This window comes from Clostridium niameyense, assembly GCF_001243045.1.
GTDB classification, from domain to species: Bacteria; Bacillota; Clostridia; order Clostridiales; family Clostridiaceae; genus Clostridium_F; species Clostridium_F niameyense.
Genome location: NZ_LN849007.1, coordinates 1,023,559 through 1,050,333, shown reverse-complemented (window position 1 = coordinate 1,050,333; position 26,775 = coordinate 1,023,559). Strand labels below are relative to the sequence as shown.

The following is a 26,775-nucleotide window of genomic DNA, read 5'->3' as shown; positions in this document are numbered from 1 at the left end:
TTATTTTACCTCCTGTTTTGAAAAGTCTTTAGCTGTAAAATATAAAGAAATTGCAACTAATATTAGGATAATAATAAATGTAATAATCATTGTATTAATTCCTTTATTTATATTTGGAGTAATACATAGTCCATTAATATTTAATCCTATAACCTCTTTCATTAATTTACCAGAATAACAATGAGGAAACAGATACCATATAGATTTATCTGCAAAAAAAGGTGGTATTACGAAATTTAAAACAACATTAATAAACACCATAACTGCAAATCCAAGTTTCTTACCTACATGTAATAATATAGGTATTTGAGGAAGAGTACCAAACCATATTAATATGCAACCTAAAATCATTTGCCCTGTTGAAAACTTTAGTCCTTTAAATCCTAATCCTTTAGAAAGTAAAATCATTAAAAATACAATTATTTCTGTTAAAAATAAATATATAGCTAAAACTATATTTTTGCTAATCCATACCTTTTTTAAATTTATAGGAAGCAAATATACTCCATGATAATTACTAGCCTTTTTCTCATTTTTATTCATAAGTGCAGCAGAAACAGCCATAATTCCTGGTAAGAAAAAAGTATACCACCAATAAAAAATCATATTTTGCATATTTAAAGCCCCACCAAATAAAAATGCCATAACTGCAGTTAACAAAGGTGTAATAAAAATCATTTTCTTAATAAAATTACCTTTTAATTTAAGATTCTCACAGATAATATATTTTTTCATAGTTATTATAGCCCCCTTGTTTCTTCAACTATTTTCATAAATAATTTTTCTAAATTTTCTTCTGGGTTAATTTCTCCTTCATAGCCTAAAACTCCATTATTAATAATTCCTATATGATCGCAAATCAATTCAATTTCAGATAGAATGTGACTAGATACAATTACTGTAATCCCCTCTTTAGGAAATCTTTTAATTAGATCCCTTAACTCCCTTACACCTATAGGATCTAATCCATTAGTTGGCTCATCTAATATTAATAACTTAGGAGAATTAATTAAAGCAATTGCAATCCCTAGTCTTTGTTTCATTCCCATAGAAAATTGTGAAACCTTTTTATTTCCTGTATTAACCAAATTAACAATTTTTAAGACCTCATCTATTCTATCTTCTTTTAATCCTAAATAAGTAGTGTATACCTTCAAATTTTCTCTTGCTGTTAAGTTTTCATATAATGCAGGATTTTCTATTAATGCTCCAATTTCATTAAGATCTTTTCTAGACCAAGAATGTCCATTAAATAAAATTTCTCCTGATGTTTTCCTCAAAAGTCCTGTAATCATTTTTAAAGTTGTAGATTTTCCAGCACCATTTGGTCCTAACAAACCATACACAGAGTTTTGTTTAATTTTTAAGTTAACCTTATTTACAGCATTAACCCTATTAAAATTTTTAATTAAATCTTTAGTTTCTAAAATTAATTTCTCCATACGAACCCCTCCTGTTATTTGTTACTTTTATGTTAATATACAATTTTAAAGATTCTTTAAAGATTTATAAAAAATAAAGAGCTATCTCACAATACATAAAAACGCAATATGAGATAGCTCTTTTTTGTTTTATAACACAATTTAATTTAAAAACTTAAGCATTTATAATATATTTAGATACATTTTTAAAAATTTTTGTGTAATAATTTATTTTAAAGCAGCTACTTATAGTGATTTATTATAATTTAAAATAGGCTTTATTTTTCCCTAATATACTTATTGTTAAGATAGTATATCCTTTCGCGTGAAGATAAAGTTGGACACTGCATAACAAACTACTGTCCACGCTATAAGAATGCCTATAATAAAAGGTACATTAACAAAATCCACCCCTAGCTTCTTTACTATTTCTCTAGTAACTATAAATTCTCCACTACTATAACTTGAAAATAAATAAGGCATAAATGCTCCTAGTATCCCATTCTTCTTTGCGCCACCATCTAGTTGAGATGTGGTTAATACAGATATTATAGAAAACAATATGACACTTATACTAATAGATGTAGAGCTCTTTTTAGCTAAAGTAGAAAATAAAATACATAAAGATACCATACAAGTAATAAATAATATATTAAAAAGCTCACTTAAAACAGTTAATTTCATAATAGAACATATTTTTAAACTATTTAAATCTGGCAATACACCAAATCCAGTTTTTGCAATCATATCCCTATCCTTAATATAATTGCTATAAAAAACTATAGGCTCCTTAAAAGAACCAAATTTAAATACCATACCTAAAATTATAAATACTAAAACCTCCACTATCATAAAAGATAAAACACAAGTTATAATTGATGCTAAAAATTTAGAAAATAATACCTGCTCTCTTGAAACTGGTTTCGTTAATAGAAGCTTTATAGTAGATGAGTTGAATTCTCCTGATACAGAATCAGAAACTATTATTGCAATTATTACTGAAATTATTAATAATCCAACAAAAATATTCACCTTAGGCATTATATTAAAAGCAGTTATTTCATAGTTTAATGTAGGTTCTATATTATGCTTTAAATAATATTCATTAGTTTTTACCTCTTGATTATATGTAGCTACTTTTCTAACATTATCTTTCTCTCTCTCTAAATTCAACTGTTTATTTAAGTCCTTATTTTGTTTAATTAATCTTTTTCTCCAATTTATATTTTTATTTTTCACTTCAAACCGTAAACTTTCATTATGCATTTCTATTTCCGTTATAGTATTATCTATCTCCGCCTTTCTTTTTTGTGAAGCACCTCCACTTTTCTTTTCCTTTTTTAAATACTCCATATATGTTTTATTTTTATTTAGTAATATTTCAGGCTTCAAATTCATAGTATCCCTACAAATTAAAAAAGTAACTCCAGAGTATAATATAAGAAATATACTCATGGCAATTATGTATTTTTTAGATAGTATAATCTTCTTTATTTCATTTTTTACAAGGTTCATACCTTAAATACCTCCCTTTAATATTTTCATGAATTTATTTTCAAGATTGTCATGAATTTTGTGTATGTCATCTACCTCTATATCACTTTTTCCTATCTCTTTTATAACTTCAGAAAAATTTCCATATTTTATCTCAATAAAAGCTCTTTTATTATCCACAACAATATTATTTACATAACTTAATTTAGAAAATACTTTTTCCATCTTTTTTAATTCATTAGTACGAATTTCTAATTTTTCTATAACAGTATCTTCTTCTTTTGAAACTTTTTCTATAGTTTGTATAACGCCTTCATTTATAATTGCAAAACTATCACAAATTTGTTCAATTTCAGATAAAATATGAGAGGATATAAAAACTGTAGTGTTATATTCTTTTGCTATATTTTTAATTATGTCTCTAAATTCAAGAATTCCTATAGGATCTAATCCATTTGTAGGCTCATCCAGTATTAATAATTTAGGTTTTGACATTATAGCTTGTCCAAGTCCTAATCTTTGTTTCATTCCTAAAGAATAATTTTTAACTTTATCATTAATTCTATCTTTTAATCCTATAATCTCTACAACTTCATCTATTCTCTTTAAACTAATATTTCCGTATAAATCTCCATAAAACTTTAGATTTTGCATTCCTGTTAAATCATTATACATATCTGGATTTTCAACTATACATCCTACATTTTTTAAGGCTTCTACCTTTTCCTTTTGTATATCATGTCCCATTATTTTAATACTTCCATAACTAGGGGTTATAAGTCCTACTAACATTCTTATAGTAGTTGTTTTTCCTGCTCCATTAGGCCCTAAAAATCCAAATATTTCTCCAGATTCTATAGAAAATTTAATTCCTTTTATAATATCCTTCTTTCTAATTTTTTTATAAACATTTTCAACTTCAAGAACCTTCATGCTTTCCACCTCTTTAATTTAATATGTGCTAAATTATTCCTATAAATTTAATATACACAATAAAACTAAAGTTAAAAGAAATATAAAATAAAGAAAATCTAAAGAATTTTAAAATTACTATTAAACTATAATCTTTTGAAATTAATATACTTAAACTACATAACACATATATAAATTTTTCTATATAAAATGAAACTACTTATTTCTTAATATTTAGGTTGTATTAACACCTCCTCAAATATAAAAAAGAACTTCTCACAATGTATAAAAATACAGTATGAGAAGTCTAATCTCTATTTTATATAAAATTTTAATTATTATAATTTATTATCTATTTTTATTTTTTTATGTCTCTTCCTTCTTTAGCTGCTTGTCTTACAGAACTTTGTCCAAAATAAAATGAAATAATCATACTAAAAATAGTTAGAAACTCAGATGAAGAAATCTCTCCTTTAAAAGATAAAACACAGAATACTATAGTTAACATTAAAGCTATTATCTTTTTTATTTGTAAAAATTCTTTTAAAAACTTCATAAATCCCATTCCCTCTTATTTAAAAGACACATATTTATTAATATAGATTAACAAAGTTTTATAGTTATATCATTTTATTATATTCATTATATATTTTATTTGCTATAAAATTTTGCATAAAAACTTAAACTATTGTTTATAATGTTAATGTAAATTCTTTTTTCTTCACGCGATTTCCTCAAGAGCACTGATAAATTCAGTGCTCTATTTTTTTATATGATATTTTAAATTTTTGCAACAGGTATTTGTATTTCTGTAATGTATTCTTCAGGATTTTTAGTTGACCAAGGTCCCTCTAAATACATCTCTCTATTAGGACCTACTACTTTATATTGATTTTCTTCAATCCATTTAAGCAAAACATTATAAGCCATACTTATATCCTCATAATTTCCTTTGTGTACTGTGCATGCTGCTGTTTCTATTTTTGAAACTTCTTTTACCTTAATCCTATCTGTTTCCCTTATGTCCTTGTCTATACCTGACATAACTTCTACATCTACATCATTTTCTTTATAACCTTCATCATAATACATTGACATACATGTTCCAACTATATTTACTTTATTTTTTTGAAGATATGCCATAAGTTCTTTCCATAAGTCATGTTGTTTACTATAATCCTCTATTACATCCCTTAAAAAAGCTACCTTTCTACTTTCAGCTTGTTTTAAAACCACATCATATTTTAACATAAAAGTTTCCTCCTCATTAACTCTTGCAATAAGATTTTCTAATCTTATTAATCTTCTTTTTTCATACTTTATTATGTTATTAATTTCTTTTCGCTTTTCTTCCAACATTGAAATCATAATCTCTCTAGACATTTCATTATCAATTACATTATTTATTTGATTTAATGAAAGTCCCAAGTCTTTTAATGCCATTATCCTATTTAATCTCGGAATTTGTTTTGCTGAATAATATCTGTATCCTGTCTTAGAATCTAAATTTTAAAATAACATATTATAAATTATTAATATAATGTAGTTATATCAGTGGTTTTAAGGAATATTTTAAATATATTATTAGAAAAAATCTCTATATTTTAGAAAATAATTTTTGCCGTATTTTTGACGGCAAAAATTTTAAAGGTATATTTAGCATTATGCCCAAGTATACCTTTAAAATTTCTTATATTTGGAAATTAATTATTTATTATTAAGAAACTCCCTTAATTGCTCTATGCAAAATTTTACTTTTATTATTACATTCTACACCATAAATTATTATTAAGTTGTTTTTAGTTTTAGTTATGTAATGATTGAATTTATATTTACTATACCCTATTATAATTTTAATTCCCTTATAATTAATTTTTTTAATTTAGAAAATAAAAAGAATAAAGATTTAATAATAGATATAATAAAAGTAATAGAAAAGTATAAATAAAAACTCTAAAGGATTAACCTTTAGAGTTTTTATTTATTTATTCATTAGTATTTCCATCTTGATCACATAAAATTATAAGTTGATTGTCCTTATCTATTAGCTCTATATCATATTTTGAACAAATTGGTTTAATTTTTTCTCCAATTTTTTTACATAGTTCAATAGCTTCATCTTTTTTAATGTCTGATTTTAATATGTTACCTTTTAATTGTACAGATGCTTTGGGTTCACCATTATTAAATGTTAATATATCTATAGATACGACTTCTCTATCCTTCAAAGCATCTTTTATTTTATTTTTAAGATCTTCCTTCTTATCTTTATCTATTTCTTGTTTGGTTTCTTTATCATCTTCAGCTATTTCTTGTTTAGTTTCTTTTGGTTTATTATCTGTAGTTTTAGAACCACAAGCAACTAGTCCAAATGTTAATGTTAACACCATTAATATAGATAATATTTTTTTCATATAAATCCCCTCCTTGGTAATATAATTTAATTATAACAAATTTTACACTTTTGTAAATTTATAATCATAGGTATATTTAAAATTCCTTCAAAAAATAAAAAAATAGGTAATTACCTTATAGTAACTACCTCTAACAAACAATCTATATAATTAAACTAAATTTGCTGCTGCTTTGAATGTTTTAAATCTATCTTTTCCTGTTGCATCTCCATTAGGGCCACCTATTCTTATTACTTTTTTAGCTTTTAGTCCACTCTTTTCGAAATCAGATTCTTTCATCACAGGGCAACTATTCTTTTGTCCTACTAATAAAGCTGATAATGCATCCATATCTCCATAATATAATATTATTTTATCCATATCATATTCCTCCTTAACTTTTTGTTTAACTTCTTTATTTATCGCTAATTTTTTATTATATTCCTCTTTTATTTTTCTATAAGTATCGCCCCCAACCCAGCCATCTACTTTTAAATTACAGTCTCTTTGGAAACATTCTACTGCTGCTTTAGTAGAATTGCCCCAACTTCCGTCTGCACCATAATTTCCACAAGGATAACCTATTTTTATAAGCATTTCTTGTACTTCTTTTACATTATAATAACTTCCCCCGGTACTATTATCAGTTGCTACATTACCATCTCCAAAAAACATTGCAGCTTCTTCTCTACGTCTACGTAATAATCCATAGACTTGTTTTCCTCCTGCCATGCTCCACATCTCGAAGTTAGATGTAATAGTACTCTTATCTCTAACCCCATTACATATATTTCTGTAAAGAGTAGAATCTAATACCCCACCAACACCAACATTGTAGGCCATGCTTACTAACGCATCAAATTCATTTTGTTTTAAACTTATTCCTCGATTATCTAAATCCCTTTTAATTGGTGCTGCATATTTATTGTTTAATAAGTTTTCTAGCATGGTACTTGCCTGTGCTTCTGTAACACTAGATAGTCCCTCTATTTCTTTTCCTGTCATTCCATAACCTAAGGTTTTAACTCCAACTATATCATAATAAGGTTTAGGATAAAATCCTTCAAATTTCTTAACAAAATCTATACATTCCTTAGATACTAATCCCATTTATGTACCTCCTATAAATTTAATTAAAAAAGAACAGAACTATTTGCTCTGCTCTTTATGTATTTCTTTTTCTTGTAGCTGCTCTAGTGCATTTTTCAATGCTGGTGGATAATTAACACCACATTTACCTACATTTTCTATGATACTTAATCCTTCATTTGCTATGTAGAAGTAGCAAATAAGTGTACGAAATACCCATGTTCCATCGTTAAGCAACCTATCCAATAATACTCCTAAAATAAGAACTAGTAGAATTAGGCACTTTCTTAAAATACCTTTAAATCCTATTTTACTATTAAGCTTATCGGTTATATAAGATGCAACCATTCCTGTTGCATAATCTACAAGCATAAATCCTACTAATGCCGCTAAAGGAGTATCCCATGCACCAAAAACATAAGTAAACCATGTACCTATGGCTGCTACAATTCCATTAAAAATATTTTCCTTATTCATTTTTTAACCTTCTTTCTTATTACAAAAATAGGCAAAATAAAAAGACTATCCCTAGTCCCTACTTTGCCTTTATAAATTGTTTAATTGTGTTGCCTTATTTTTCTACGGTGCAATAAACTCTTGTCCTGTAATACTTTTAAATTCTTCTGGTGTTATTTCTCCAAACTTATTAATTTCTGTTTTAACCACTATTCTTAATTGTTCTAAAGTAACCCATTTATATTCCCATGCTAATGTCCAAAATTTCATTATTGATCACCTCCTACTAATTGTATTTTAATTTGTGCTAATTCCTGTCCTAAAGTATTTATTATATTATCCTTTTTTATGTTTTCTACTTTGGCTTGTGCTAATTCCTGTCCTAAAGTATTTACTTGCTTTTGTAATTCTAATATAGGATTGGGTGGAGTATTTTCCACAATATCTTTAATAGCATCTTCACTTTTTTCACTTTGTAAATATTGAAATTTTGAACCGTTATCAAATTCTACTATTATATGATCACCTTTAATATACTGTTTCATTATCCTTTTATACCTCCTTGGAATGCCCAATAAAAATTATAATCTATATTTTTACGATCTAATTCTATTTTAAGTGATTTCTTAAAATATAGATCGTTTGTTATAACAGTTATACCTGATGAATTATTATCTTTAGTGGAATCATATGGTAAGTCAGAAAATGATGTATCAATCGGTTGATCTAGAACAAAAGCTTTAACTTTATCATACATCGGTAAACTGCATATATCAGATGCTTTGACAATTCCAATACACTCTTTGCCTACTGAATTAACTTGCTTATATATAATATTATCATCAACTGTAATTGTTAACGTACCATAACTTGTTACCCCGTTTCTATTATATATAAAATTAGATAAATACCCTTCCCCTTCTAATGTTAATATATTATTTAAACCTAACTTACGTGGTGCTTGTTTATAAGCCATGGTAAAGGTTTTATAATTTAAAGGATTATAACTTCCACTACTGCATTTTATACTATTTAAAATATTATTAGTATCTTCTTTAACGCTATTAGTAACAGCATTTGTTTTACAAGTTGTATTGTTTACAATATCTAATGTTTTCTTATCTGCTATAAATATCTTAGACATCATTTATTACCTCCTCTATATAAATTAATCCATTGTCAATACCTATTTTATATTTATCTTTGCTTATATTATCAATGATGTATTTGTCGGCTTTAGTATCTAATTTATTATCAATATCTACTATTTTACCTTCTACAGTTTGTAATTGACTTTCTAAAGTTTTAGTTTTGGATTGCAATTCTAAAACTTGTGTTGTTAGTTTAGCAGCTACATTGTCATCTAATATCTTTTTAATATCTTCAAACCACTTATTAAATTCTTTTTCCCAAGTTTCTGTATTCTTAAACCAATCTAACCATTGTTGCTCCCATACTTTGGTTTTACTAAACCATTCTGTCCATTCTTGGAGTAATTCTTTACTAGTTTTATCAAACCAATCCTCAAACTCTTGTTTCTTTTGAGTAGTCCAAGATAACATATTCTTTTCATATTTAGCTTTGGTTTGTTCATACCACGATTTATATTGATCAAATATTGCAGTTGTATCTACTTGATCCACAGTACCATGTACTATACCACATAAATTTTTATTTAATCGTAAATCAGTTATGTCTGCTTGTGATATAGAAATAGCACCTTTAGATATTTTTACATCTGCAAGTGCTAATTCAAATACATCATTATCTCTTTGTAAATCTTTAGCTTTTGCGTTGCTACTCCATTCACCCTTTTTAATTCCTACTTTTATTTTTCTCTCTAAAAAATCTAGTCTTAAAACTACTCTATCTATTCTATCTAATACTCCATCAGCTGCATCTAATTTAAATATGTAATCGTCTGTATTTTCATACATATAGCCGTTTATCCATGCGTATCCAGATTTGATTATTATTTGCATATCATTATTTATTGCTACTACTTGTAATCCTGTAGCGGGGTTCGGAAATACACCATTTCCTATAAAAGTAGCAAAGTATCTAGCAAAATCTTCCGCTAAATAAACTGTGTCTGGTACTCCACTACTATCTAATACCGCATTAAAAAAACTACTTCTTTCCATATGTCACTACCTCACTTTCTGTTTAATTTTATCTATAATCGTAGGAATATCATTACCAAAAACAATATTAATTTCTAATCCCTTTTCTTCATAAACTTCTTCTATTTCTGTAATTCTAGTATTTAGTTGTATTCCCCACTTCTTATCTATTACGGTTACTATATCACCAAGATCATAATCTTTTTTATATATATTATTTCCGTTAGTGTTTATCTTAGAATTAAATGTCTGTATTTTATAACACTCACTTAATTTTTCTTTACCACGTTGAATTAGCATAGGCATATACTTACTATCTGGGATTAACACATCTTCTGTATTTATATTCCCCTCACTATCCTTTTTTTCTACTTGTTCAGTATTCTGTAAATCCCTAGCATCTACATATAACTCATATCTATCTAAACCATTCCCTTCTTCTATAAATGTTATTTTTCTATCTTTACCCTCACCTGCTCCTGCAATTAAAACTGTATTTCTATAATTATTTAAACTATCTGTATATTCCTGTTCAAGTATATTTTCAAAATCTCTACTAAAAATACAAGGTGCTATAGTACCATTTTCAATAGTTCTATCAACACCTTTGTAAATATCAAACACTATTTTTCTACTTTTTATATCTAGTAAATTTCTATAACCTAAATTAGAAGTATTAGATATATTTTCCAGTTGATCTAATATATTACCAAAACTATTTTGATATTTTATATCTTCATTAAATCCTTTTATTTCTCCTGAAATTAAATTATTTATTTTTCTATTGCCATTAGTTGGATTTATAGCATTATCATTAATAAGTTTTCTCATTAATTCTTCTGTCTTACCATTAAAATTAACTCTTCCCCAAATAATACGTCTACTTAAATAACTCATTAAAAATTTACCTTTAACTTCTAAGTATTCTTGTCCATCTAACCCTATTTTTAATTGTCTAGTTTCTATGTATCCTGCTTCTGTATCATCTTTTTTATAGACGATATTTTCACGTTGTAATAAATTTAAAGTATTGGAATTTAAATCACAATGTAACTCAAATTCCCCACTCTTATGATATTTTCTGATCCACCTTAAAGATGTAAAAGTATCTAATATACCTTTTAATTCTAAATCTCTGTTAAATATATATAATTCCATACTTCTACACCCCCAAATAATTATTGTTGTAATAGATATTAACTTCTAAGTTATCTAAGTTTTCATCTGCATTATAACGGAAAAGGTTATCTCCTACATTTAATTGTAGAAAGGTATCTCCACCACCTATAATATCCAAGTAGTTTAATATGTCTGTTTCAATTCCATTACTAATACTTAATATTTTCTTTTTTCCATAGTTAGTATTAATAATAATCTTTTCTCCCGCAACCATAGACTTATTTATTTTTATAAACTCTCTAGTATTCACATTAAATAAGCTTGGATTTTTAAGAGTACCTCTAGCATAAAATTCTATTATCATACCTGTTTTTACTTGCCCTTTATTTTCAACATTAACTATTAAAGAAGGTTCCCTGTGTCCCATAATAATACCTTTTCCTTGTGGTATTATAAGCGGAAAGTGAAAATCACCTTTCCAAAGTGCTATTTGTTTTTTACTATCTTCTATGTCATTCCAAAATGGATTATATGCAGTTAAGTGTATTAAACATTCACAATATATATTATTAACATTTTCATTGTAATAAGGTAGTTTATTAATAATACATTTAATTTTCTTACCTTTATAAATTAAATAACCCTCATTTAGTTTAGGATTAAATATAATATTTATTTTATCCTTTAACATATCTAATTCAATTGGATTACTAGCATTTAAAGCAACTTGTACTGTTATATCCTTGACATCTAAAGTATTGCCATTATATTTACTACCATCTTGACACATACCTTTAGAATTATATATGTTAACACTATTACTTATATCTATTTCTTGTAAAATTAATGGAGCAGTATCAGTAAATTCGATTTCTGCTCCTAAAGAATTTATAAATTTAGCATACATGATACCACTCCCTTCTATAATTGCAATGCTAATTCTTGTAGTATTCTTTTATTTTCTCTTGCTATTTCAGATGGATTTAAAGCTTTTGGAGAATTAATAGTAACATTTTGATTGATACCCTTATTACTACTATTATTATTTAAATTTTGTACCAAATTATTAAAGTTTTTATCTAGTTTGTCCCATAATACATTAAGTGGTAATACTGCTTCGGCATTGTTTCCAAATCCATGATTTAAATCTCCTACACCTATACCACCAAATACAGTTGGTTGTGTGAATATACCACCCTCACTATACCAATCCACACCAATATGTGGTACACTTTTCTTTTCTAAACTAAATTCACCCGTAATTTTGAAATGTGGCATTTTAGGCATTTGAATTTTAGGTAGTTTTAACTTTAAATTATTAAAGAATCCTTTTATAGTATTTATAATATTACTTATTTTTTCTTTAGCTGCATTTACTGGTCTTATCATAGATTCTTTTATATTATTCCAAGTAGATTGAGTTTTATATTTTATAGCGTTCCATACTGCCAACACTCTAACTTTAATATTTTCAACTACTCCACCTATAACGCTCTTAATACTATTCCATACAGAACTAGTAACACCTTTAATAGCATTAAATACTGTGGTAGTAACAGATTTAATCTTATTCCATATTGGAACTACTACACTTAATATAGCATTTAATACTGTTGTAAATATCATTTTGTAGGCATTCCATATCATAGTAAAATAAGATTTAATTGCATTAAACACTACCAATGTCACACCTTTAATAGCATTCCACATTGCACTAACTACGGCTTTAATAGCCTCGACTTTGGTTTTAATATAATCTCCTATATAATTCCATACTGTTTGTATTATGGACTTTATAATTTCTAAAGGTACCCTAATTATAGTTACCAATAATGTAAACGTAGTTTCTATAACAAATTTTATAGCCATTACTGCAACTGTTATAATTGTTTTTATTCCATTCCATATAGTGGATATTACTGTTTTAATAGCACCAAATACTGTAGTTATGACACTTTTAATAGCATTTACTACTGTAGTTACAACACTCTTAATAGCATTCCATACTATTATAGTTACAGATTTAATTTGATCCCAATGACTAATTATAAAAACAGCCAACATGGCAACTCCTGCTACAATTATAGCTACCCATCCTACAGTCCCCATACTTAATGCTTTTCCTGCTATAGTTATACCTTTTACTGCCTTTTTAAAATTATTAAAGAATATAACAGCACTCATTATTTTTCCTGCCGCAAAAACAAATGTGCTAATTCCTACTGCCATTTTGCTCATTTCAATAATAAATTTCTTTTGTTGTGGTGTCATATTACTTAATTTATTTCCAAAATTATTTATTACATTTGTTACTTTAGCAAAAGCAGGTGCTAATACATCTCCAAATTGTATTGCCGCAACTTTCATACTATTTAATGCCTTTTTAAATTTTTCCCCAGGTGTATTAGACATTTTATTAAAAGCATCATCCAAAGCATGAGTATTAGTTTTCATTTCTTTCATTGTGTCATTGTAAATATTCATACCATTATCAGAAGTTAACATTAATACAGCGTTCAAAGCTTCTGTACTACCAAATAATTTGCCCATAACTTCTGTATTTCCACCTGTTTTTTCTTTTATCTCGCTTAAAAATTTAGACCAACCTTTAGATTTTAAAGCACTTGCACTAAAATCTATTCCTAATTGTTGTGCCGTTTTACTAGCATCACTAGAAGGTTTTATAACGTTAGACATAGCTGATTTAAGTGCTGTAACAGATTCAGAAGTTGCTAAACCTTGTGCAGTTGTACTAGCTAAACTAGAGAATAATTCCTCTGTAGTAACTCCCAATTGTGATGCTATTGGTGTAACCTTACCTACAGAACTAGCTAATTCTCCAAATGTTGTTTTACCTTTATTTTGTGTAATTAACATTTGATTAGCTATTTTATCAGCCTTATCAGCTTCCATGCCATAAGAGTTTAAAACTGTAGATAAACCATCAACGGCTGTGGATGTGTCTGTAAAACCACCTTTAGCTGCTTTGGTTGCAACTGCCACGAATCCAATTGCCTTTTCAGTTGGAACACTTGCAGACATAGCTTGGTACATAGATTCAGTTATTTCTGTAGCACCAACTCCAAAATCTTTAGAAAGTTTTAAAGCACCTTCAGATAATTTATTTATAGGAACTTTAGTTGTATCTGCAATTGTACTTACTTTTGCCATACCGCCACTAAAATCAGAACTAGCCTTTATAGCACCAGTTCCCAACGCTGTAAGAGGTACAGTAACGAATTTCATCATGTTGCCACCGACTTTATTAAGTCCATCAGATACTTTACCAAATGTTTTTTCGCTCATTTCAACTTTTCTTTTTGTTTCGTCTGTTTTCTTTCCAATCTCTTCAAGTGGTTTAGTAGCTTTGTCTTTAATAAATATGCTCCCAAACAATTTAAATATTTCCATATATTCACCCCATTCCTAGGTAAAATAAAAAGAGTTAGCTACCTAAACTAACTCTTAAAAATTGTTTTCAATATATTTTCAGCATTTTTATATGCTTCTTCTTTAGTTACTTTTTTAGTTGTCATTTTTCTTACACTATTATTATAAAATTCCTCAAAACTTATATAATTATCTTTATACATCCAACAAACCATTTGTACATATTGCATATATAGTTTATCTTTGTTATCACCTTCAATAGCCTTAGTAATCAAATTTATACCATCTTCAACATCTAAAGACATTATATAATCAATACTTCCATATCTCCTAAGTAATAAGTCTAAAATTTCAAATTCATCTACTTGGAGAAAAAAGATAAAAAACTTTTAAACACTTCACTCTTTAATATTTCTTGTATTACTTCCATAGTTATCATTGGATCTTGTTCTTCAACTTCTTTAGCTTTCTTTCCAGTACAACCACCCACTAATTGATATATTTCATTTTCAGCATTATCTAATCCAGATAAAATTCCTATTATAATATCCATACCAACCTCTGTTTGTATTTTTTCTAATTCTTCTTTACTCTTACCTTGTACATTTTTAAATAAACCTTTTATATTTTCAAACATTCCTGTTTTTTTAGTTATTTTTAATAATTTAAACATATCACTTGTTTGTAATTTTATTTCCATATTAATATCCTTCTTTCTATTAAAATTTTTGTATTTAGAATTTAGTTATCCTTATATTTGTACTTCTTATTCTTTTTTTTTAATAAAATAAGATAGAAATTAATCTATCTTATTTTTCAACCATTCTATCCGGATAATAAATAGCAAAAGGTGGATTATCTAATTTATCAACGGAATAATATCCTTCAAATTCTAATTCTGCTACTATATCATCAGCATCTTTAGTTTTAACTTTTAAACCCTCATTGTTTAAAGCATTAAAAATTTGAATTATTACTGGTTCATTACTTCCACTTATATTACCTGCATAAGTAATATTATCTATATAATCACTTTCAGATATATGATTTTTACCTTCTATTTTCTTATATTTTTTATCTGTCTGTATAGTTGCATCTGTTACTTTAGCACCTGCAAGCGCATATTCAAAGGTTTCCTTTTTAAATTCTAATAGATGAGTTTTTAATTTCACCTCCCAACTTTCAAGCAAATTTAATCCTTTAACTTTGCCCTTGACTCCATCAACTTTTATTTGTCGGAACTTTGGTTTAGCTTCAAATTCATTTCCTCCGCTTGTTGCTCCTATTAATTTACCTTTGGCAGTTTCTATTGTGTCTTTTTCTATATCAAAATTAACAAATACTGCCCCTGCATCAACCATTAAATTCTTTGCTGTATTTTCATTAAATCCAGTTATAGTTTTCATTTAATCAATCCTTTCTATTTAAATTTTCTTATTATAAAATGTACTTGTACTCGTCTTATGTTTTTATCTTCATCTTTCATATTTACCCTAAACAAATTATCTTTACTGATAATTAAAAAAAGCTTATCACTACGATAAACTTCATTTTCTAACAATTCTAATTTTTCAATTATATTTTCTATTTCTATTACTTGGTCATTCCTACCCCAAATATCTATTGTAAGTGGTATATCATTTCTACATTTATTATCTGTAATCTTTAATACATTAGAGATATTATAGACTATTTTTATATCATCTATATTAGCTTTTCCTTCTTCATCCCTTTGTAAATCCTCAAAATATACATCTCCATATAATGTAAGGTATCTATATAACCATTCCATTAATTCTTTCATTATTTATCACCTACTTTAGATAAATTATCTTTAATTATACTATTAATTTCATTTATATTTTGCATAATAGCATCTTTTAAAAATGGTTGTGCCTTTTGCCTACTAGTTCCATTATGAACATATGGTGAATAATCTACATTAGTTCCTACTACAACATAAGCATCTTCTTTATTTGTCCTATATCCAACTGAACGCCTTAAAATACCTGTTTCAACAGGACATCTCAATTTTGACTCTGCTTTCACTAAATTGCCAATATCAGTTAGTGCCTTAAATATATTTTCAGTAAGACATTTTTCAACTTCTTCAAAATGTGCTTCATATTTCATTTAACATCACTTCCAAATAATCATCCCATTCAATTATTTTAGTAATTTCATAAGATTTATTTTTATATTTTATAATGTTGGTGTTAATATTTATGTTCCCTATATTACAAAACATTCTCTTAGTACATTCTATAGTAAATCCATAATCCTTTTTAGCTTCTTCACTAGAATATGGTTGAATATCTACCATAAGATTTTTAATATGTATTGATGGTAAATTCACAACTTGCCCAAAAGAATTTTTACTAGAAGTACCTTTTTTCCATATTTCAATCTCTTTGTTATAAAACATATTAACACATCCTTATGTAGGGCATTGGCAATAAGTTAGCAACACTATCGGTTATTGCAAAAGCAGTATTATCGCTATATGTTATACTTCTAGCACCTTGTGTCATAGACTTAATATTTTTATTATCCTTAAAATTATAAGCATTAACAACTATATCAATAATTGCATCTTGGAAATTAGTTTGGATATAATCAAAAGTAAAATTTTGATTGTTAAGATAGTTTTGTATTAGAGTTATAGCTTTTCTAATATAGATATTTAAAATAGCAGTATCAGCATTGGGTATTAAAATTTGTAAATCTTCTAACATTCTAATTCACACCCTTAAGTAACTCAATTAATTCTTCTTTCTTTAAGTTTTTATAATCCTCCAATCTTAGTTCCTCACATTTTTCTTTTAACTCTTTCACTGTTAAATCTTCTAAATTAATTTCTTCATCTCCTTGAGTAGTTTCCTCGTGTTCTTCAATTTCCTTAAATCCTTGGTCTTTATATAAAATCTCAAAAGCTCTTTCAGTAGCTATAATTTCCCTTTTACCATTAGTATATTTTTTCAATTCAACCCCTCCTTAAAATAAAAAAAAAAGTAGGAGAATTTAATCCCCCACTATTCAATTACACACTAACCTTAGGTGTTAATAAAGCGAAAGCTTTATCTTTTATAGGTAAAAATCCTAATCTCATAGTTGCCTTGATTGCTACCATGTCATTTTCTGCTAAAGATAACGCTTTACCATCGCCCATAGTAACACTTTGTAATGTGGCTTCTTTAAGTATTTCGTACTCAATTCCCGCCCTCATACCAACTAGAGAATATGCCCAGTTACCACCTATTAATTCAGCTTTAAGCTTATCAAAAGCACCGTTACGAACGAACTCAATAGGATTAGAATATAACTCATTTTGTCCTACTCCTGGAACGAATAGCGCATTTCCATTTGTATCTCTTAATTTTCTAAGAGAATTTCTAAGTCCATAATGTGCTGCAAAGCCATTAACCTCCAATCCAGCATCTTCAACTAATGCCATAACATCAGATATATCTAAATCTAAGGTTTTATTAGTTCCTAGTGCAATTTTATTACCAGAATTATTAGCAATACTATAAATTGATTTGGTAAAAGGTGAATTAGTACCAAATAAGCAAGCACTATCTATTGCTTTATAAAAAGCTTCTGCTATTGCTGAGCGCATTTCTCCAAATACATTTATAGTTGTATCATTTAATTTTTCTTTTGTTACTGGGATAATAACTGCTAATTTCTTAGCTTCCATTTCTGGGAATATCCATTCTGCTTTAGAAGTCTTAATTCTTTCAGTTTCTCCTACCCAGTAAGCACCAGGACCATCTGTCATTATAGAAAATTTCTTCTTGTCACTTGTCATAGACTCAACCTTAGATAATCTAAGTATAGAAGAACCTCTAGCCACGTCTTTCATGATTCCTTTCATTTGTTCTACTGGTACAAAACCAGTTAAATTGTCCTTTAAAAATGTTGTATCTGTCATTTATACATCTCTCCTTTAATCTCTTTTTACTTGATTTTCTTTTATTACAGATATAAAATCTAAGCCACCTTCTGGATCACTTCCTCCACTTGGTGGTGTGTAACTATTATCTTTTAATCTTTCCTTTACTGTAGTTTCTAACTTATCAGTAAATACTTTTTCTAAAGTTTCTAAATTTTTATTTGTGCTTTCTTCATCTTGTCCAATAAAATAATCTACCAAATCAGTAGGTAGACCTTTTTCAGTAGCTATTTTAAGAGCTTTATTGGTTAACTGCTCTTTTATTTTCTCTTTTTTCATATTCTCCATTTCTTGTTGTAATTTTTTTAATTCTGTATCCTTAGGATCATCTTCTGGATATAATTCTTTTATTTTTTCATCTATTAATTTTTGAAGATTATTTTGTTTCCAAGTTTCTAATCCTTTATTTAAGTGCTGGTCTTTTAAACTATCTACAAAAGATTTAAAATCTTTATCAGTATTTATTTTCTGCTTAAACATATCTAAACCACCAAACTTAGTTGCCAATTCAGAAGTAGCTAATATTTCATCTATATTTTCATCTTCCTTAATATCTTTTACAAGTTCCAACAATTCTTTTTTTAACATTTCATTCCCTCCATTTGTCCTAGTAACCTATTTAAGACTACTAACACGTTTTATATTTATTATTTATTAGATACTAACATTGTTTCAATAGCCTCAACTGTTGTATCTCCTTCCTCAAGACAATATACTCTAGTTTGAGCAATATATAATTCAACTTCGTTGTCACTAAGTAGTTTATATGGACATAGAAAAGCAAATCTTTTACTATTCTCATAACAAATTAATTTCTCACCATTTTCTGTAGTAAATGTATTATTAATTCCTAACTTAATATCCATTATTCTCACCTCATTTATATATTATTTTTCTTAACCCATTCCTTATAATTCACATAAGGAATATATTCTTTTGTAACATTATCTTTTCTTAGTTTTGGCTTCCAATCATCTGTTGGAATATTGACCAAACAACTTCTACAAAAAGGATGTAATGGTGGCACTGGTTTATTGGAATCGTTAATATCAAACACCATACCATCATAACCTCTACATATTTCAGAAGTACGATTATCCAAAGTAGCCATAAACATTTGGTTAGTCACATTATGTTCTTCTGCAAATACATCATTAACCAAACTTTGGCATCTACACACTTCTGTTTCAACTAATCTCTTTGTATTATAGGCATTTTGGTTAAACTTAGTTTTAATATTTTTCTCTATCTTATTAATTGTTGTTTTACCATTCATAAAATTATTTATTTCTTTTTTTAACTCTTTCTCTAATTGCCTTTTATTCTTCCATAATCTGTTGCTCCAAACTTTCCCCTCTATTTTTTCATTAACTATTCTTTCAATCTGTTTATCAGTAAGTTTTTTAAGATTGAAGTCTATTCCAATATTAGATAAATAGGTATCCTTATAATATTTATCTTTAGTAACAGTATTAAGGACATTTTTAGTTATAGTTTTTTCAGTCTTGTATTCACCAGTACAAATTTCACTTATAATACTATTAAATTCTTTAGTTAGAGTTTTCTTCTCTTTATCTCCAATAGACAAAACTTCTTCTATCACAGTATAAGTTAAAATAACTCTAGCTACTTTATTTAATAATTCTTCTCTATCTTTCTTCTGCTGCTTGTAAATATTTTTAGATTTTTTTTCAGCGGTTTTATAACCTTCTTTTTCAAACTGTAAATATAAATCCTTATATAACTTATTCATCTACATCACCATCAAGTAATCTTTCACCTATATCATTTTCTTCATTTTCAGTTTTTAATTTATTAAGTTCATTTTTAGGATTTTCAATAAAACTCAATAAACTCAATCCAGTTTCAGTAGATAGCTTATCTCCAAGCTGGCTAATTACTTGCGCCGTCATAAGGTCGTCTTGTGGTATATTAGGTGTAAATTTAATTTTAATATCTCTAAAGTCATAAGTTATATTTTTTATTACCTCTAAATAAGTAAATAAGAATTTTAATCTTATTTTAATACAATCAGCAATGGATTTTTGGTTTAATTTACATTTTTCTTCTAGTGCTATGAGCCTTGCTCTAAGTGCCAAAGAACTTAAATTACTTTGCATTTTTTCATTATGATTAATGTGTGAACTTAATTGATACATCTTATCTTCCATGGTGTTAAGGGTATTTTGAATAAAAGTATCATTAATATTTTTTATAAGCCATGCGGCAGTACCGTTTTTATCCTTAATTTGCATAACGCCTAGTTTTTTCATTTTAGGAATATCATCTTCATTTATAGTCACTCCAGTAAGCACCATATAAGCGTTTCTAAAATCACTGATCTCATTGGATATATCAGATAAATTTGTTTCATAAGCGTCTTGAAGTCCTTTTAAATCCTTAAATAATGTATCATCCTTACCTTCATCACTTAATTGACATATTCCAACTGGAACTTGTCCAAATATGTGCTTTGTTAGTGGTTTAATTTCCTCAAATTTATCATTAAAGTGGTAAATTTCCCTATCTGTATACACATCAATATAGTTTGTATCATCAAAACTTAATTTAAAAATGTGCATAAAAAAAGATATGTTACTAAAATCATCTATAGCAGCATACCCTTCTCTTGGACTTATTATTTTACTGGAAAATTGCCCTTCTTTATCTATATAATATAGTTCATAAGCTAAACTATATATGAGCATATTCTTTGCTAAATTACTGTCATGTCCTTCGCTCCAGTGGTCAAGGTAATAGTCTATGTCATTAACTATATTTTCATTACCACTCTTAGAAATATAAGTTACATCATTACCAACACTATAAGAAACTTCTTCCTTAATAAACTTCTTAATAAAGTTGGTATTTATTTTATTATTACTACGTTCTGTAACCATCTGGTAATTATTAATAGCATCAGTATTACCCTTATAATAAGCATACATTTTATCATAAGTAGCTTTATTACTTGTATATTCATCATAAGCTTTTTTAAGTAAATCTATATTTATTATTTTAATCACCTACCTAATCGCAATTTAATAATTTTATTGTACTTTTTCATAAGTCTTTTCAAATATATCTGGCTTACGGGGATAAAACTCTCCATTTACACCTTTTATAATATAATCACCATAATTAGCAGCCATATCTCCATCTAAAGTTTTTATAATACAATTTCTTTCATTTTCAATGATTAATCTGTCTATTTGATTTTTAAACCATTTAGGCACTTTATCTATCTTATATTTAAAAGCTTCAACCTCTACAGGTTTCTTTCTATACTTCATTTTACAACCCCCTAGAAAAATAATTTTTTATCTAATAACTGTATATTTTCAACTATTTCTATATTTTCTATCCTTATGCCAAACTCAGCAGTTATATCCGGAGCATCATCATGCACACTATATTTTTGCCCTCTGAAATCCAACACTTGATTTATAAATTCTTCATCTTCCTCGGCAAAAATAATTTGACCTTTATTAATGTAAGGAATAAGAGTGGAAATCTTATCATCTTTATTTTTCTTTTGGTGCTCATTAATTATAGTAATATTTCTATTCCTTAGTACTGTATTATCTTTAATTTTATTTTCAATAGCATTAGCATCGGCACCATTAAAAGTATTTTTTTCTATATAAAGATGGGTTATATCCGGATACTCTATTAACAATTCAATGGCGTGGTCAACATACTTATCAAAATCAGTTCTAGCATTAATTTTAGCAAGTTCAGCCTTACGTGCATATTTTAAATCATTATCACCCATGGAACCAACTAAGAAAGCGCTATAGTCATTTCTTTTTCCCCCACCAGAAGCCGGATCAATAAGTAGCATAGTTTTAGTAAACGTATGATTTTCTATTTCAGTACGCGTTTCAGTACGTACTCCCTTAAACCATTTTTCACCTATAGAATTTACATCACCTTGAACTTCTTGCTTAAAGCTACTTGGATTTTCATAATAACTAAGTGCCATATCTAGGCAATCCCAAAACTCTCCCCACAACAGCGAAAATTTCATTTTCTCCTGGTGTTCCCAATAGAACTCTTTTGCATCTTCTAGTCTATTTTCATTTTTAAAATTATATAATATAGCCTTAAATTCACCCCACAAACCAGTAGTAAAATAAGTATCTATATCATCAATTAAAACACCCTTTTCATGTTTAAATTTCCACGTAGGTAAATTTCTTAACCTAGAATAAAAACACTCCTTATGTTGGAGTGTTCCCAGTGCTATAAAAGTTGTACCTTTTTTAATTGTTTTCCCATTTCTTATAACTGCTTTCTGACTTGCATATTTAACATCATCACTATATCTCTTCCACTTATTCTCCCTAGCCTGTTCTGTCCTTACATCATCCTCACTTTGGTAATCATCTAAAATAATTAGATCAGGACGGCAGTTATCATATTTACGTCCTCTCATGGGGCTGGCACTTGAAATAGCTTCTATGAAAGTTTTATTAGTTAATTCCAGTTGAGTACTATTACATTTATATCTTTTGTCCTTATCATCGAGGATTGTTCCAAAGGCCTTTTTAATATATTCATTTTCTAATAATGTATTTTTAATATCACTTATAAATTTTTCGGCAGTACTTCCTATGTCTGAGCATATTAAAGTATATTTTTTGTGCTTATAACAATGTGACCATATAGTCCCAGCAAAAGTACCAAAAACAGATTTACCAGTACCACGTGGTAATATACGCCCTATTTGGTTAGAACCTTCTCCAATAATGGAGTTTTCTATATCCCTCCATATATCTTTATGTACTTTAGCTATAGGTGCTGCAGTATTATCGTCCTTTGGTAAAAAGGTATTTTGTAAGAAGTACAGGCAGAAAAACTCCATATTTAATTTTCCGAGTTGCCAGGCTAGTCCATGATAACCAAATAAATTGCTAGAATTATTTAAAATAAGTTCTTCAGCTTTTTCTTCTGAATCATCCGCACCAGCAACAGTAAACTCATTCACTAGATATTTAAATAGTAAGTATCTGTTTTGTTGTTCTTCTGTCATGTACTCACCTCACTTTTTATTTAAATATTTTATAGAAATATTCTATAAATTTATCTTTATCTTCAGATGCAATTATAAGCAATGATATTGCATAAATAAATCCTTGAATAATCCACCCAATTTTAGGATATATATTAATAATCATATCCGTTGCGCTAACTTTTATATACTTCCACTTATTCTTTCTTAATAATTTATATACATATACCCCCTCATTTACATTGAAATATATATTTAAATGAGCATCTGCATTTCTAATATTTCTATCAATTGAATCTACTAGGATATTATATTCGGGCACTTTACGTGATTTAATATCATTACATTTTTCATATAATGTTTTCTTATTAATTTTATTAATATCAATTTTTCTTTCATCTATAATATAAAATAATATATCTATTAATGAATATATTTTTGAAATATATTCAACTCCTTTACTATACGCATTAATTAGCGCACTAGAAACTTGTTTAATATTTTTTATACTTTTTCCCTCATCACTCTTTTTTGCCAATTCTTCAAGAAATGTTTTATGATAAATCATATATTCATTATATGAACTAATTGTTTCAGCTCGATCATTTATATCATTACCTTCTAAAAATGAGGTTAATTCATAAATTGTCTTCTCAGCATCTACTTTAAGAGATTCATTTATTATTTTTAAAAATATAGAAATAAATATTTTTACATTTTCTTTTCCAAATTGCTTTGTATCTCGTAGCCATAAATCTAAACACTTACAATAATAATCAGCATCTGATATTTTACCAACTTGTTTAGTTAATTGTTTTACATTTTCTCCAAATTCTCCATCATTAATTAGCTCACCTAATTCATAATTAGCATATTCAAAATTATTCATATTATAATCCCTCCTAAAATATTCTATTTCTACATTTTAGGAAGTTATCCTTTATAATTGTTGAATTTTTCCTCTAATTCTTTTATAAGACTCATGATTCATACATTTAGTTATATCTTTATAAGGATTAAATTTAAATTCTAATACTTCACATTTTTTATACCTATCACAAGCGGGATTACCAACTAGACAGGCACATTTTAAAATATTTTTATCCCATCTAGTATTAAATTTATATTTCATAATCACCGCTCCTTTTTAATATAATCTCCTGTTTCCAGGTATGTAAATAGCACCTTAATGGGTGCTATTTACATATGCACAATTTTATAGTTAGGAGGATTTTCACCTCCCTCTGGTTTTTAAAATTTTTATAAAAAATATAGAAGTAACTAATTGGCTTTTCACTTATTCATATTTTAGAACCACCCCTCCTATATTTAATTTAATACACTAATGTGTTCAATTGCGTTAAATTTAGTTTTAACGTATATAAATCAATTTAACGCAAACCCTTGATATCACTTAACTCTACGTATCTTTTTGAACTTATTTAATTCTTCTTCCAACGTATTTGTGTCAATATTATCGTTATTATCTTCTGTATTATCCTCCACAACATTGGTAGGATTACCATAGATACGGTTGAGTAAGTATTGGTTAGCAGCTAGACTTACACGCTTATCAGCTTTATCATTAGCTAATGTCTTAATGTTATCTATATATGTTGTTAAGTCCTTTATAATAAGGTTGTTTCCTTGGCGTGATAGCTCTCGTCTACGCCGGTCTAGTTCAGCCTTAACATGATCTTTCTCTTGCCAATTATAAATAGTTTGTCTAGTAACATTTAATTTCTTCGCTATGTCAGTTATTCCAACACCTTCAATTAGCATTGTTATCATATCTGATTCTTTATTTGTTAATATAGCCAATGCTAACACACCTCCTTTACATTTAACATAATAAAAAAGAGTACCCCTCTCTGGAGTACTCCGTATGATAATATCATAACATATTAATTTAATTATGACTTAATGTTTAATTAATACTTATTTAAAAGAACATTAAGTTTATCATCTTATTAATTATTCTTCCCTTCATAATTGACGTTGTCTGTTCTGTTAAATCTAGTATTTCTGCTATTTTAATATTGGGTATCTTATTAAAGTATCTCATTTCTACTAATTTACGTTCATCCTCCGTTAAAGCTTCTAAAGCATTGTCTACTCTTTGTATCATATTCTCTTTTTTAATTATAAGTTGATTAAGATATTCTATACGTTTCTCTTTCTCTTCTATCTCTTGCTCTACTGAACTGTTATTGTTATAAGCTTTAGGCATATCACTATATTCTATTGCACTTATTCCTCTATAACTGTTCTCTATTTCTTCTATTTCAAGTAATATATTTTTGATTTCTGCTTTAAAATTTTTATAATTATATAACATGTACTCTGTTTTTTTATAATTATCTATGTTAATCACTCCTTATCTGTCACACTTTTAGAAGGTATTTGTCACACTAACTTTGGCTTGTTTACTGGGTTTGAGGTCATTTTGTTACATCAAAAGCGTTACATATATAATATAAATTCTTTATTATATATATAAAAAGTTATTTCTATTTTATTTTATATATAAAGAAATTGATTTCATCTGTAACTCTGTAACATATACCCTCTTAACTATTGATATTACTAGCTTAGAAGGTGTTACAGAGATTTTAATTCATCTGTAACACTCTGTAACAAAAACTATTGTAACCGTTGATATTACTTGGTTGTGTCTAAAAAACCTTTGTAACAGTAATATAAAAATACCGTAAAATCCATTTCTGAATAATACGGTATTTTTATATTAATTGAACTTTAAACATTTTACCCAAATATATTTATGCATTCACTTGTTATATTTGATAACCATACATCATATTCCTCACAAATATTAATAATATCCTCATTCTTAAATTCTTCTACTGTTGTTGAAATTTTTAATTTGCCGGTAACTTCTGTGTGATTATTATCGTTATAAATATTAAATCCTTTTAAATTTTTTAAATCTTCTATAGGTTCAATTTTTATATTTACTCTTTTACCTATAAATTTTTTGAATACTTCATCAATATCACAAAAACTTTTATCATCACCAATAGTAGCATATTTTCTTACTTTTAACGGTCTTTGTTTTAAGGAACGATTTCTCATTTTGACAATTCCATCTAATAGCTTTTTTTGTTCCTGACTTACACCCTTATTATCATACCATTTCCCCCATTCCTTTAGTTTGCTATATTCGCTTTTCATGATCCAAAGTACAGAACGTGCAGAACTAACATAAGCATTTAGATAGTATTCAAATTCAGGTGATTTTTCTTTATTTTCTTTCATTCTTTTAAGGAAAAATTTAGACTCATTTAATCTAAATTCTGTATTTTCCATATTAATTCCCCCATTTTTACCCATATCATTATACAATTAATTTTAACACCGTATTATTCAATTTTCAAAGAGCATCACCTTG

At 27.3% G+C, this 26,775-nt stretch carries 36 protein-coding genes and 2 pseudogenes; all 38 read right to left on the bottom strand.

The window, feature by feature from the left end; all coding sequences use genetic code 11:
* Positions 1-735: a lantibiotic immunity ABC transporter MutE/EpiE family permease subunit gene (locus BN1711_RS06060; RefSeq protein WP_050607282.1), complete on the bottom strand. Its 735-nt coding sequence runs from the start codon at positions 733-735 to the stop codon at positions 1-3.
* A 5-nt stretch (positions 736-740) separates the two neighbouring features.
* The gene (locus tag BN1711_RS06055) at positions 741-1,442 is read right to left on the bottom strand and encodes a lantibiotic protection ABC transporter ATP-binding protein (RefSeq protein ID WP_050607281.1); all 702 of its coding nucleotides are present in this window, start codon (positions 1,440-1,442) and stop codon (positions 741-743) included.
* 282 nt (positions 1,443-1,724) lie between these two features.
* Positions 1,725-2,936: an ABC transporter permease subunit gene (locus BN1711_RS06050; RefSeq protein WP_050607280.1), complete on the bottom strand. Its 1,212-nt coding sequence runs from the start codon at positions 2,934-2,936 to the stop codon at positions 1,725-1,727.
* A 3-nt stretch (positions 2,937-2,939) separates the two neighbouring features.
* Positions 2,940-3,848, bottom strand: coding sequence for an ABC transporter ATP-binding protein (locus BN1711_RS06045; protein WP_050607279.1), 909 nt, complete (start codon positions 3,846-3,848; stop codon positions 2,940-2,942).
* A gap of 337 nt (positions 3,849-4,185) precedes the next feature.
* A complete protein-coding gene (locus tag BN1711_RS06040) occupies positions 4,186-4,383 on the bottom strand; it encodes a hypothetical protein (protein WP_050607278.1) in 198 nt (65 codons plus the stop codon).
* Positions 4,384-4,607: 224 nt separating this feature from the next.
* On the bottom strand, positions 4,608-5,186 hold the full coding sequence (locus tag BN1711_RS06035) for a GyrI-like domain-containing protein (protein WP_341472993.1): 579 nt from the start codon (positions 5,184-5,186) through the stop codon (positions 4,608-4,610).
* Positions 5,187-5,225: 39 nt separating this feature from the next.
* Positions 5,226-5,315: pseudogene (locus tag BN1711_RS12835) on the bottom strand (MerR family transcriptional regulator); the annotation flags it as partial.
* A gap of 497 nt (positions 5,316-5,812) precedes the next feature.
* On the bottom strand, positions 5,813-6,241 hold the full coding sequence (locus tag BN1711_RS06030; RefSeq protein WP_050607276.1) for an ATP-grasp domain-containing protein: 429 nt from the start codon (positions 6,239-6,241) through the stop codon (positions 5,813-5,815).
* Positions 6,242-6,391: 150 nt separating this feature from the next.
* On the bottom strand, positions 6,392-6,895 hold the full coding sequence (locus BN1711_RS12700; RefSeq protein ID WP_279233084.1) for a peptidoglycan-binding domain-containing protein: 504 nt from the start codon (positions 6,893-6,895) through the stop codon (positions 6,392-6,394).
* A pseudogene (locus tag BN1711_RS12695) lies at positions 6,872-7,324 on the bottom strand (lysozyme); the annotation flags it as partial. The pseudogene BN1711_RS12695 and the gene BN1711_RS12700, both read right to left, overlap by 24 nt.
* A gap of 45 nt (positions 7,325-7,369) precedes the next feature.
* A complete protein-coding gene (locus BN1711_RS06020) occupies positions 7,370-7,786 on the bottom strand; it encodes a phage holin family protein (protein ID WP_050607274.1) in 417 nt (138 codons plus the stop codon).
* Positions 7,787-7,888: 102 nt separating this feature from the next.
* Positions 7,889-8,035 carry an XkdX family protein gene (locus tag BN1711_RS06015; protein ID WP_050607273.1) on the bottom strand — a complete coding sequence of 49 codons (147 nt, stop codon included), beginning with the start codon at positions 8,033-8,035 and terminating at the stop codon, positions 7,889-7,891.
* Positions 8,035-8,310, bottom strand: coding sequence for an XkdW family protein (locus tag BN1711_RS06010; protein WP_050607272.1), 276 nt, complete (start codon positions 8,308-8,310; stop codon positions 8,035-8,037). The genes BN1711_RS06015 and BN1711_RS06010 overlap by 1 nt, the downstream gene beginning before the upstream one ends.
* Positions 8,310-8,912, bottom strand: a complete 603-nt coding sequence (locus BN1711_RS06005) for a hypothetical protein (RefSeq protein WP_050607271.1) — start codon at positions 8,910-8,912, stop codon at positions 8,310-8,312. Before BN1711_RS06005 ends, BN1711_RS06010 begins: the two co-directional genes overlap by 1 nt.
* Positions 8,902-9,909 (bottom strand): hypothetical protein, encoded by a 1,008-nt coding sequence (locus tag BN1711_RS06000; protein ID WP_050607270.1) that lies wholly within the window; start codon positions 9,907-9,909, stop codon positions 8,902-8,904. Before BN1711_RS06000 ends, BN1711_RS06005 begins: the two co-directional genes overlap by 11 nt.
* Before the next feature lie 6 nt (positions 9,910-9,915).
* Positions 9,916-11,046: a siphovirus ReqiPepy6 Gp37-like family protein gene (locus tag BN1711_RS05995; protein WP_050607269.1), complete on the bottom strand. Its 1,131-nt coding sequence runs from the start codon at positions 11,044-11,046 to the stop codon at positions 9,916-9,918.
* Positions 11,047-11,050: 4 nt separating this feature from the next.
* Entirely contained in the window at positions 11,051-11,917 is an 867-nt protein-coding gene (locus BN1711_RS05990; protein ID WP_423243707.1) for a phage tail family protein, read from the bottom strand.
* Between the two features lie 11 nt (positions 11,918-11,928).
* Entirely contained in the window at positions 11,929-14,418 is a 2,490-nt protein-coding gene (locus BN1711_RS05985; RefSeq protein WP_050607267.1) for a phage tail tape measure protein, read from the bottom strand.
* Positions 14,419-14,465: 47 nt separating this feature from the next.
* Complete coding sequence (locus BN1711_RS05980) at positions 14,466-14,702, bottom strand: hypothetical protein (protein ID WP_050607266.1); 237 nt, start codon at positions 14,700-14,702, stop codon at positions 14,466-14,468.
* 56 nt (positions 14,703-14,758) lie between these two features.
* Complete coding sequence (locus tag BN1711_RS05975) at positions 14,759-15,097, bottom strand: hypothetical protein (protein ID WP_050607265.1); 339 nt, start codon at positions 15,095-15,097, stop codon at positions 14,759-14,761.
* 109 nt (positions 15,098-15,206) lie between these two features.
* Entirely contained in the window at positions 15,207-15,803 is a 597-nt protein-coding gene (locus BN1711_RS05970) for a hypothetical protein (protein ID WP_050607264.1), read from the bottom strand.
* 14 nt (positions 15,804-15,817) lie between these two features.
* Positions 15,818-16,201 (bottom strand): hypothetical protein, encoded by a 384-nt coding sequence (locus BN1711_RS05965; RefSeq protein ID WP_050607263.1) that lies wholly within the window; start codon positions 16,199-16,201, stop codon positions 15,818-15,820.
* Positions 16,201-16,530 carry an HK97-gp10 family putative phage morphogenesis protein gene (locus tag BN1711_RS05960; protein WP_050607262.1) on the bottom strand — a complete coding sequence of 110 codons (330 nt, stop codon included), beginning with the start codon at positions 16,528-16,530 and terminating at the stop codon, positions 16,201-16,203. Before BN1711_RS05960 ends, BN1711_RS05965 begins: the two co-directional genes overlap by 1 nt.
* Complete coding sequence (locus BN1711_RS05955; protein ID WP_050607261.1) at positions 16,520-16,822, bottom strand: hypothetical protein; 303 nt, start codon at positions 16,820-16,822, stop codon at positions 16,520-16,522. The genes BN1711_RS05960 and BN1711_RS05955 overlap by 11 nt, the downstream gene beginning before the upstream one ends.
* Before the next feature lies 1 nt (position 16,823).
* Positions 16,824-17,132 (bottom strand): phage head-tail connector protein, encoded by a 309-nt coding sequence (locus BN1711_RS05950; RefSeq protein ID WP_050607260.1) that lies wholly within the window; start codon positions 17,130-17,132, stop codon positions 16,824-16,826.
* A 1-nt stretch (position 17,133) separates the two neighbouring features.
* Positions 17,134-17,379 carry a Rho termination factor N-terminal domain-containing protein gene (locus tag BN1711_RS12690; RefSeq protein ID WP_050607259.1) on the bottom strand — a complete coding sequence of 82 codons (246 nt, stop codon included), beginning with the start codon at positions 17,377-17,379 and terminating at the stop codon, positions 17,134-17,136.
* A gap of 58 nt (positions 17,380-17,437) precedes the next feature.
* Entirely contained in the window at positions 17,438-18,331 is an 894-nt protein-coding gene (locus BN1711_RS05940) for a phage major capsid protein (protein WP_050607258.1), read from the bottom strand.
* A 15-nt stretch (positions 18,332-18,346) separates the two neighbouring features.
* Positions 18,347-18,940 carry a DUF4355 domain-containing protein gene (locus tag BN1711_RS05935; protein WP_050607257.1) on the bottom strand — a complete coding sequence of 198 codons (594 nt, stop codon included), beginning with the start codon at positions 18,938-18,940 and terminating at the stop codon, positions 18,347-18,349.
* A 59-nt stretch (positions 18,941-18,999) separates the two neighbouring features.
* Complete coding sequence (locus BN1711_RS05930) at positions 19,000-19,218, bottom strand: hypothetical protein (RefSeq protein ID WP_050607256.1); 219 nt, start codon at positions 19,216-19,218, stop codon at positions 19,000-19,002.
* Between the two features lie 14 nt (positions 19,219-19,232).
* Positions 19,233-20,105 carry a minor capsid protein gene (locus BN1711_RS05925; RefSeq protein ID WP_050607255.1) on the bottom strand — a complete coding sequence of 291 codons (873 nt, stop codon included), beginning with the start codon at positions 20,103-20,105 and terminating at the stop codon, positions 19,233-19,235.
* Positions 20,098-21,378, bottom strand: coding sequence for a phage portal protein (locus BN1711_RS05920; protein ID WP_082174065.1), 1,281 nt, complete (start codon positions 21,376-21,378; stop codon positions 20,098-20,100). The genes BN1711_RS05925 and BN1711_RS05920 overlap by 8 nt, the downstream gene beginning before the upstream one ends.
* Positions 21,379-21,402: 24 nt before the next feature.
* Positions 21,403-21,645 carry a hypothetical protein gene (locus BN1711_RS05915; RefSeq protein WP_050607254.1) on the bottom strand — a complete coding sequence of 81 codons (243 nt, stop codon included), beginning with the start codon at positions 21,643-21,645 and terminating at the stop codon, positions 21,403-21,405.
* 11 nt (positions 21,646-21,656) lie between these two features.
* Positions 21,657-23,387 carry a hypothetical protein gene (locus tag BN1711_RS05910; RefSeq protein WP_050607253.1) on the bottom strand — a complete coding sequence of 577 codons (1,731 nt, stop codon included), beginning with the start codon at positions 23,385-23,387 and terminating at the stop codon, positions 21,657-21,659.
* A 16-nt stretch (positions 23,388-23,403) separates the two neighbouring features.
* Entirely contained in the window at positions 23,404-24,255 is an 852-nt protein-coding gene (locus tag BN1711_RS05905) for a hypothetical protein (RefSeq protein WP_050607252.1), read from the bottom strand.
* Between the two features lie 51 nt (positions 24,256-24,306).
* Complete coding sequence (locus tag BN1711_RS05900; protein WP_050607251.1) at positions 24,307-24,498, bottom strand: hypothetical protein; 192 nt, start codon at positions 24,496-24,498, stop codon at positions 24,307-24,309.
* A 278-nt stretch (positions 24,499-24,776) separates the two neighbouring features.
* Entirely contained in the window at positions 24,777-25,196 is a 420-nt protein-coding gene (locus tag BN1711_RS05895; protein WP_243128197.1) for a helix-turn-helix domain-containing protein, read from the bottom strand.
* A gap of 112 nt (positions 25,197-25,308) precedes the next feature.
* Entirely contained in the window at positions 25,309-25,704 is a 396-nt protein-coding gene (locus BN1711_RS05890) for a sigma factor-like helix-turn-helix DNA-binding protein (protein WP_243128196.1), read from the bottom strand.
* Positions 25,705-26,132: 428 nt separating this feature from the next.
* The gene (locus BN1711_RS05885) at positions 26,133-26,693 is read right to left on the bottom strand and encodes a hypothetical protein (protein ID WP_050607249.1); all 561 of its coding nucleotides are present in this window, start codon (positions 26,691-26,693) and stop codon (positions 26,133-26,135) included.
* Between the last annotated feature and the right edge of the window lie 82 nt (positions 26,694-26,775).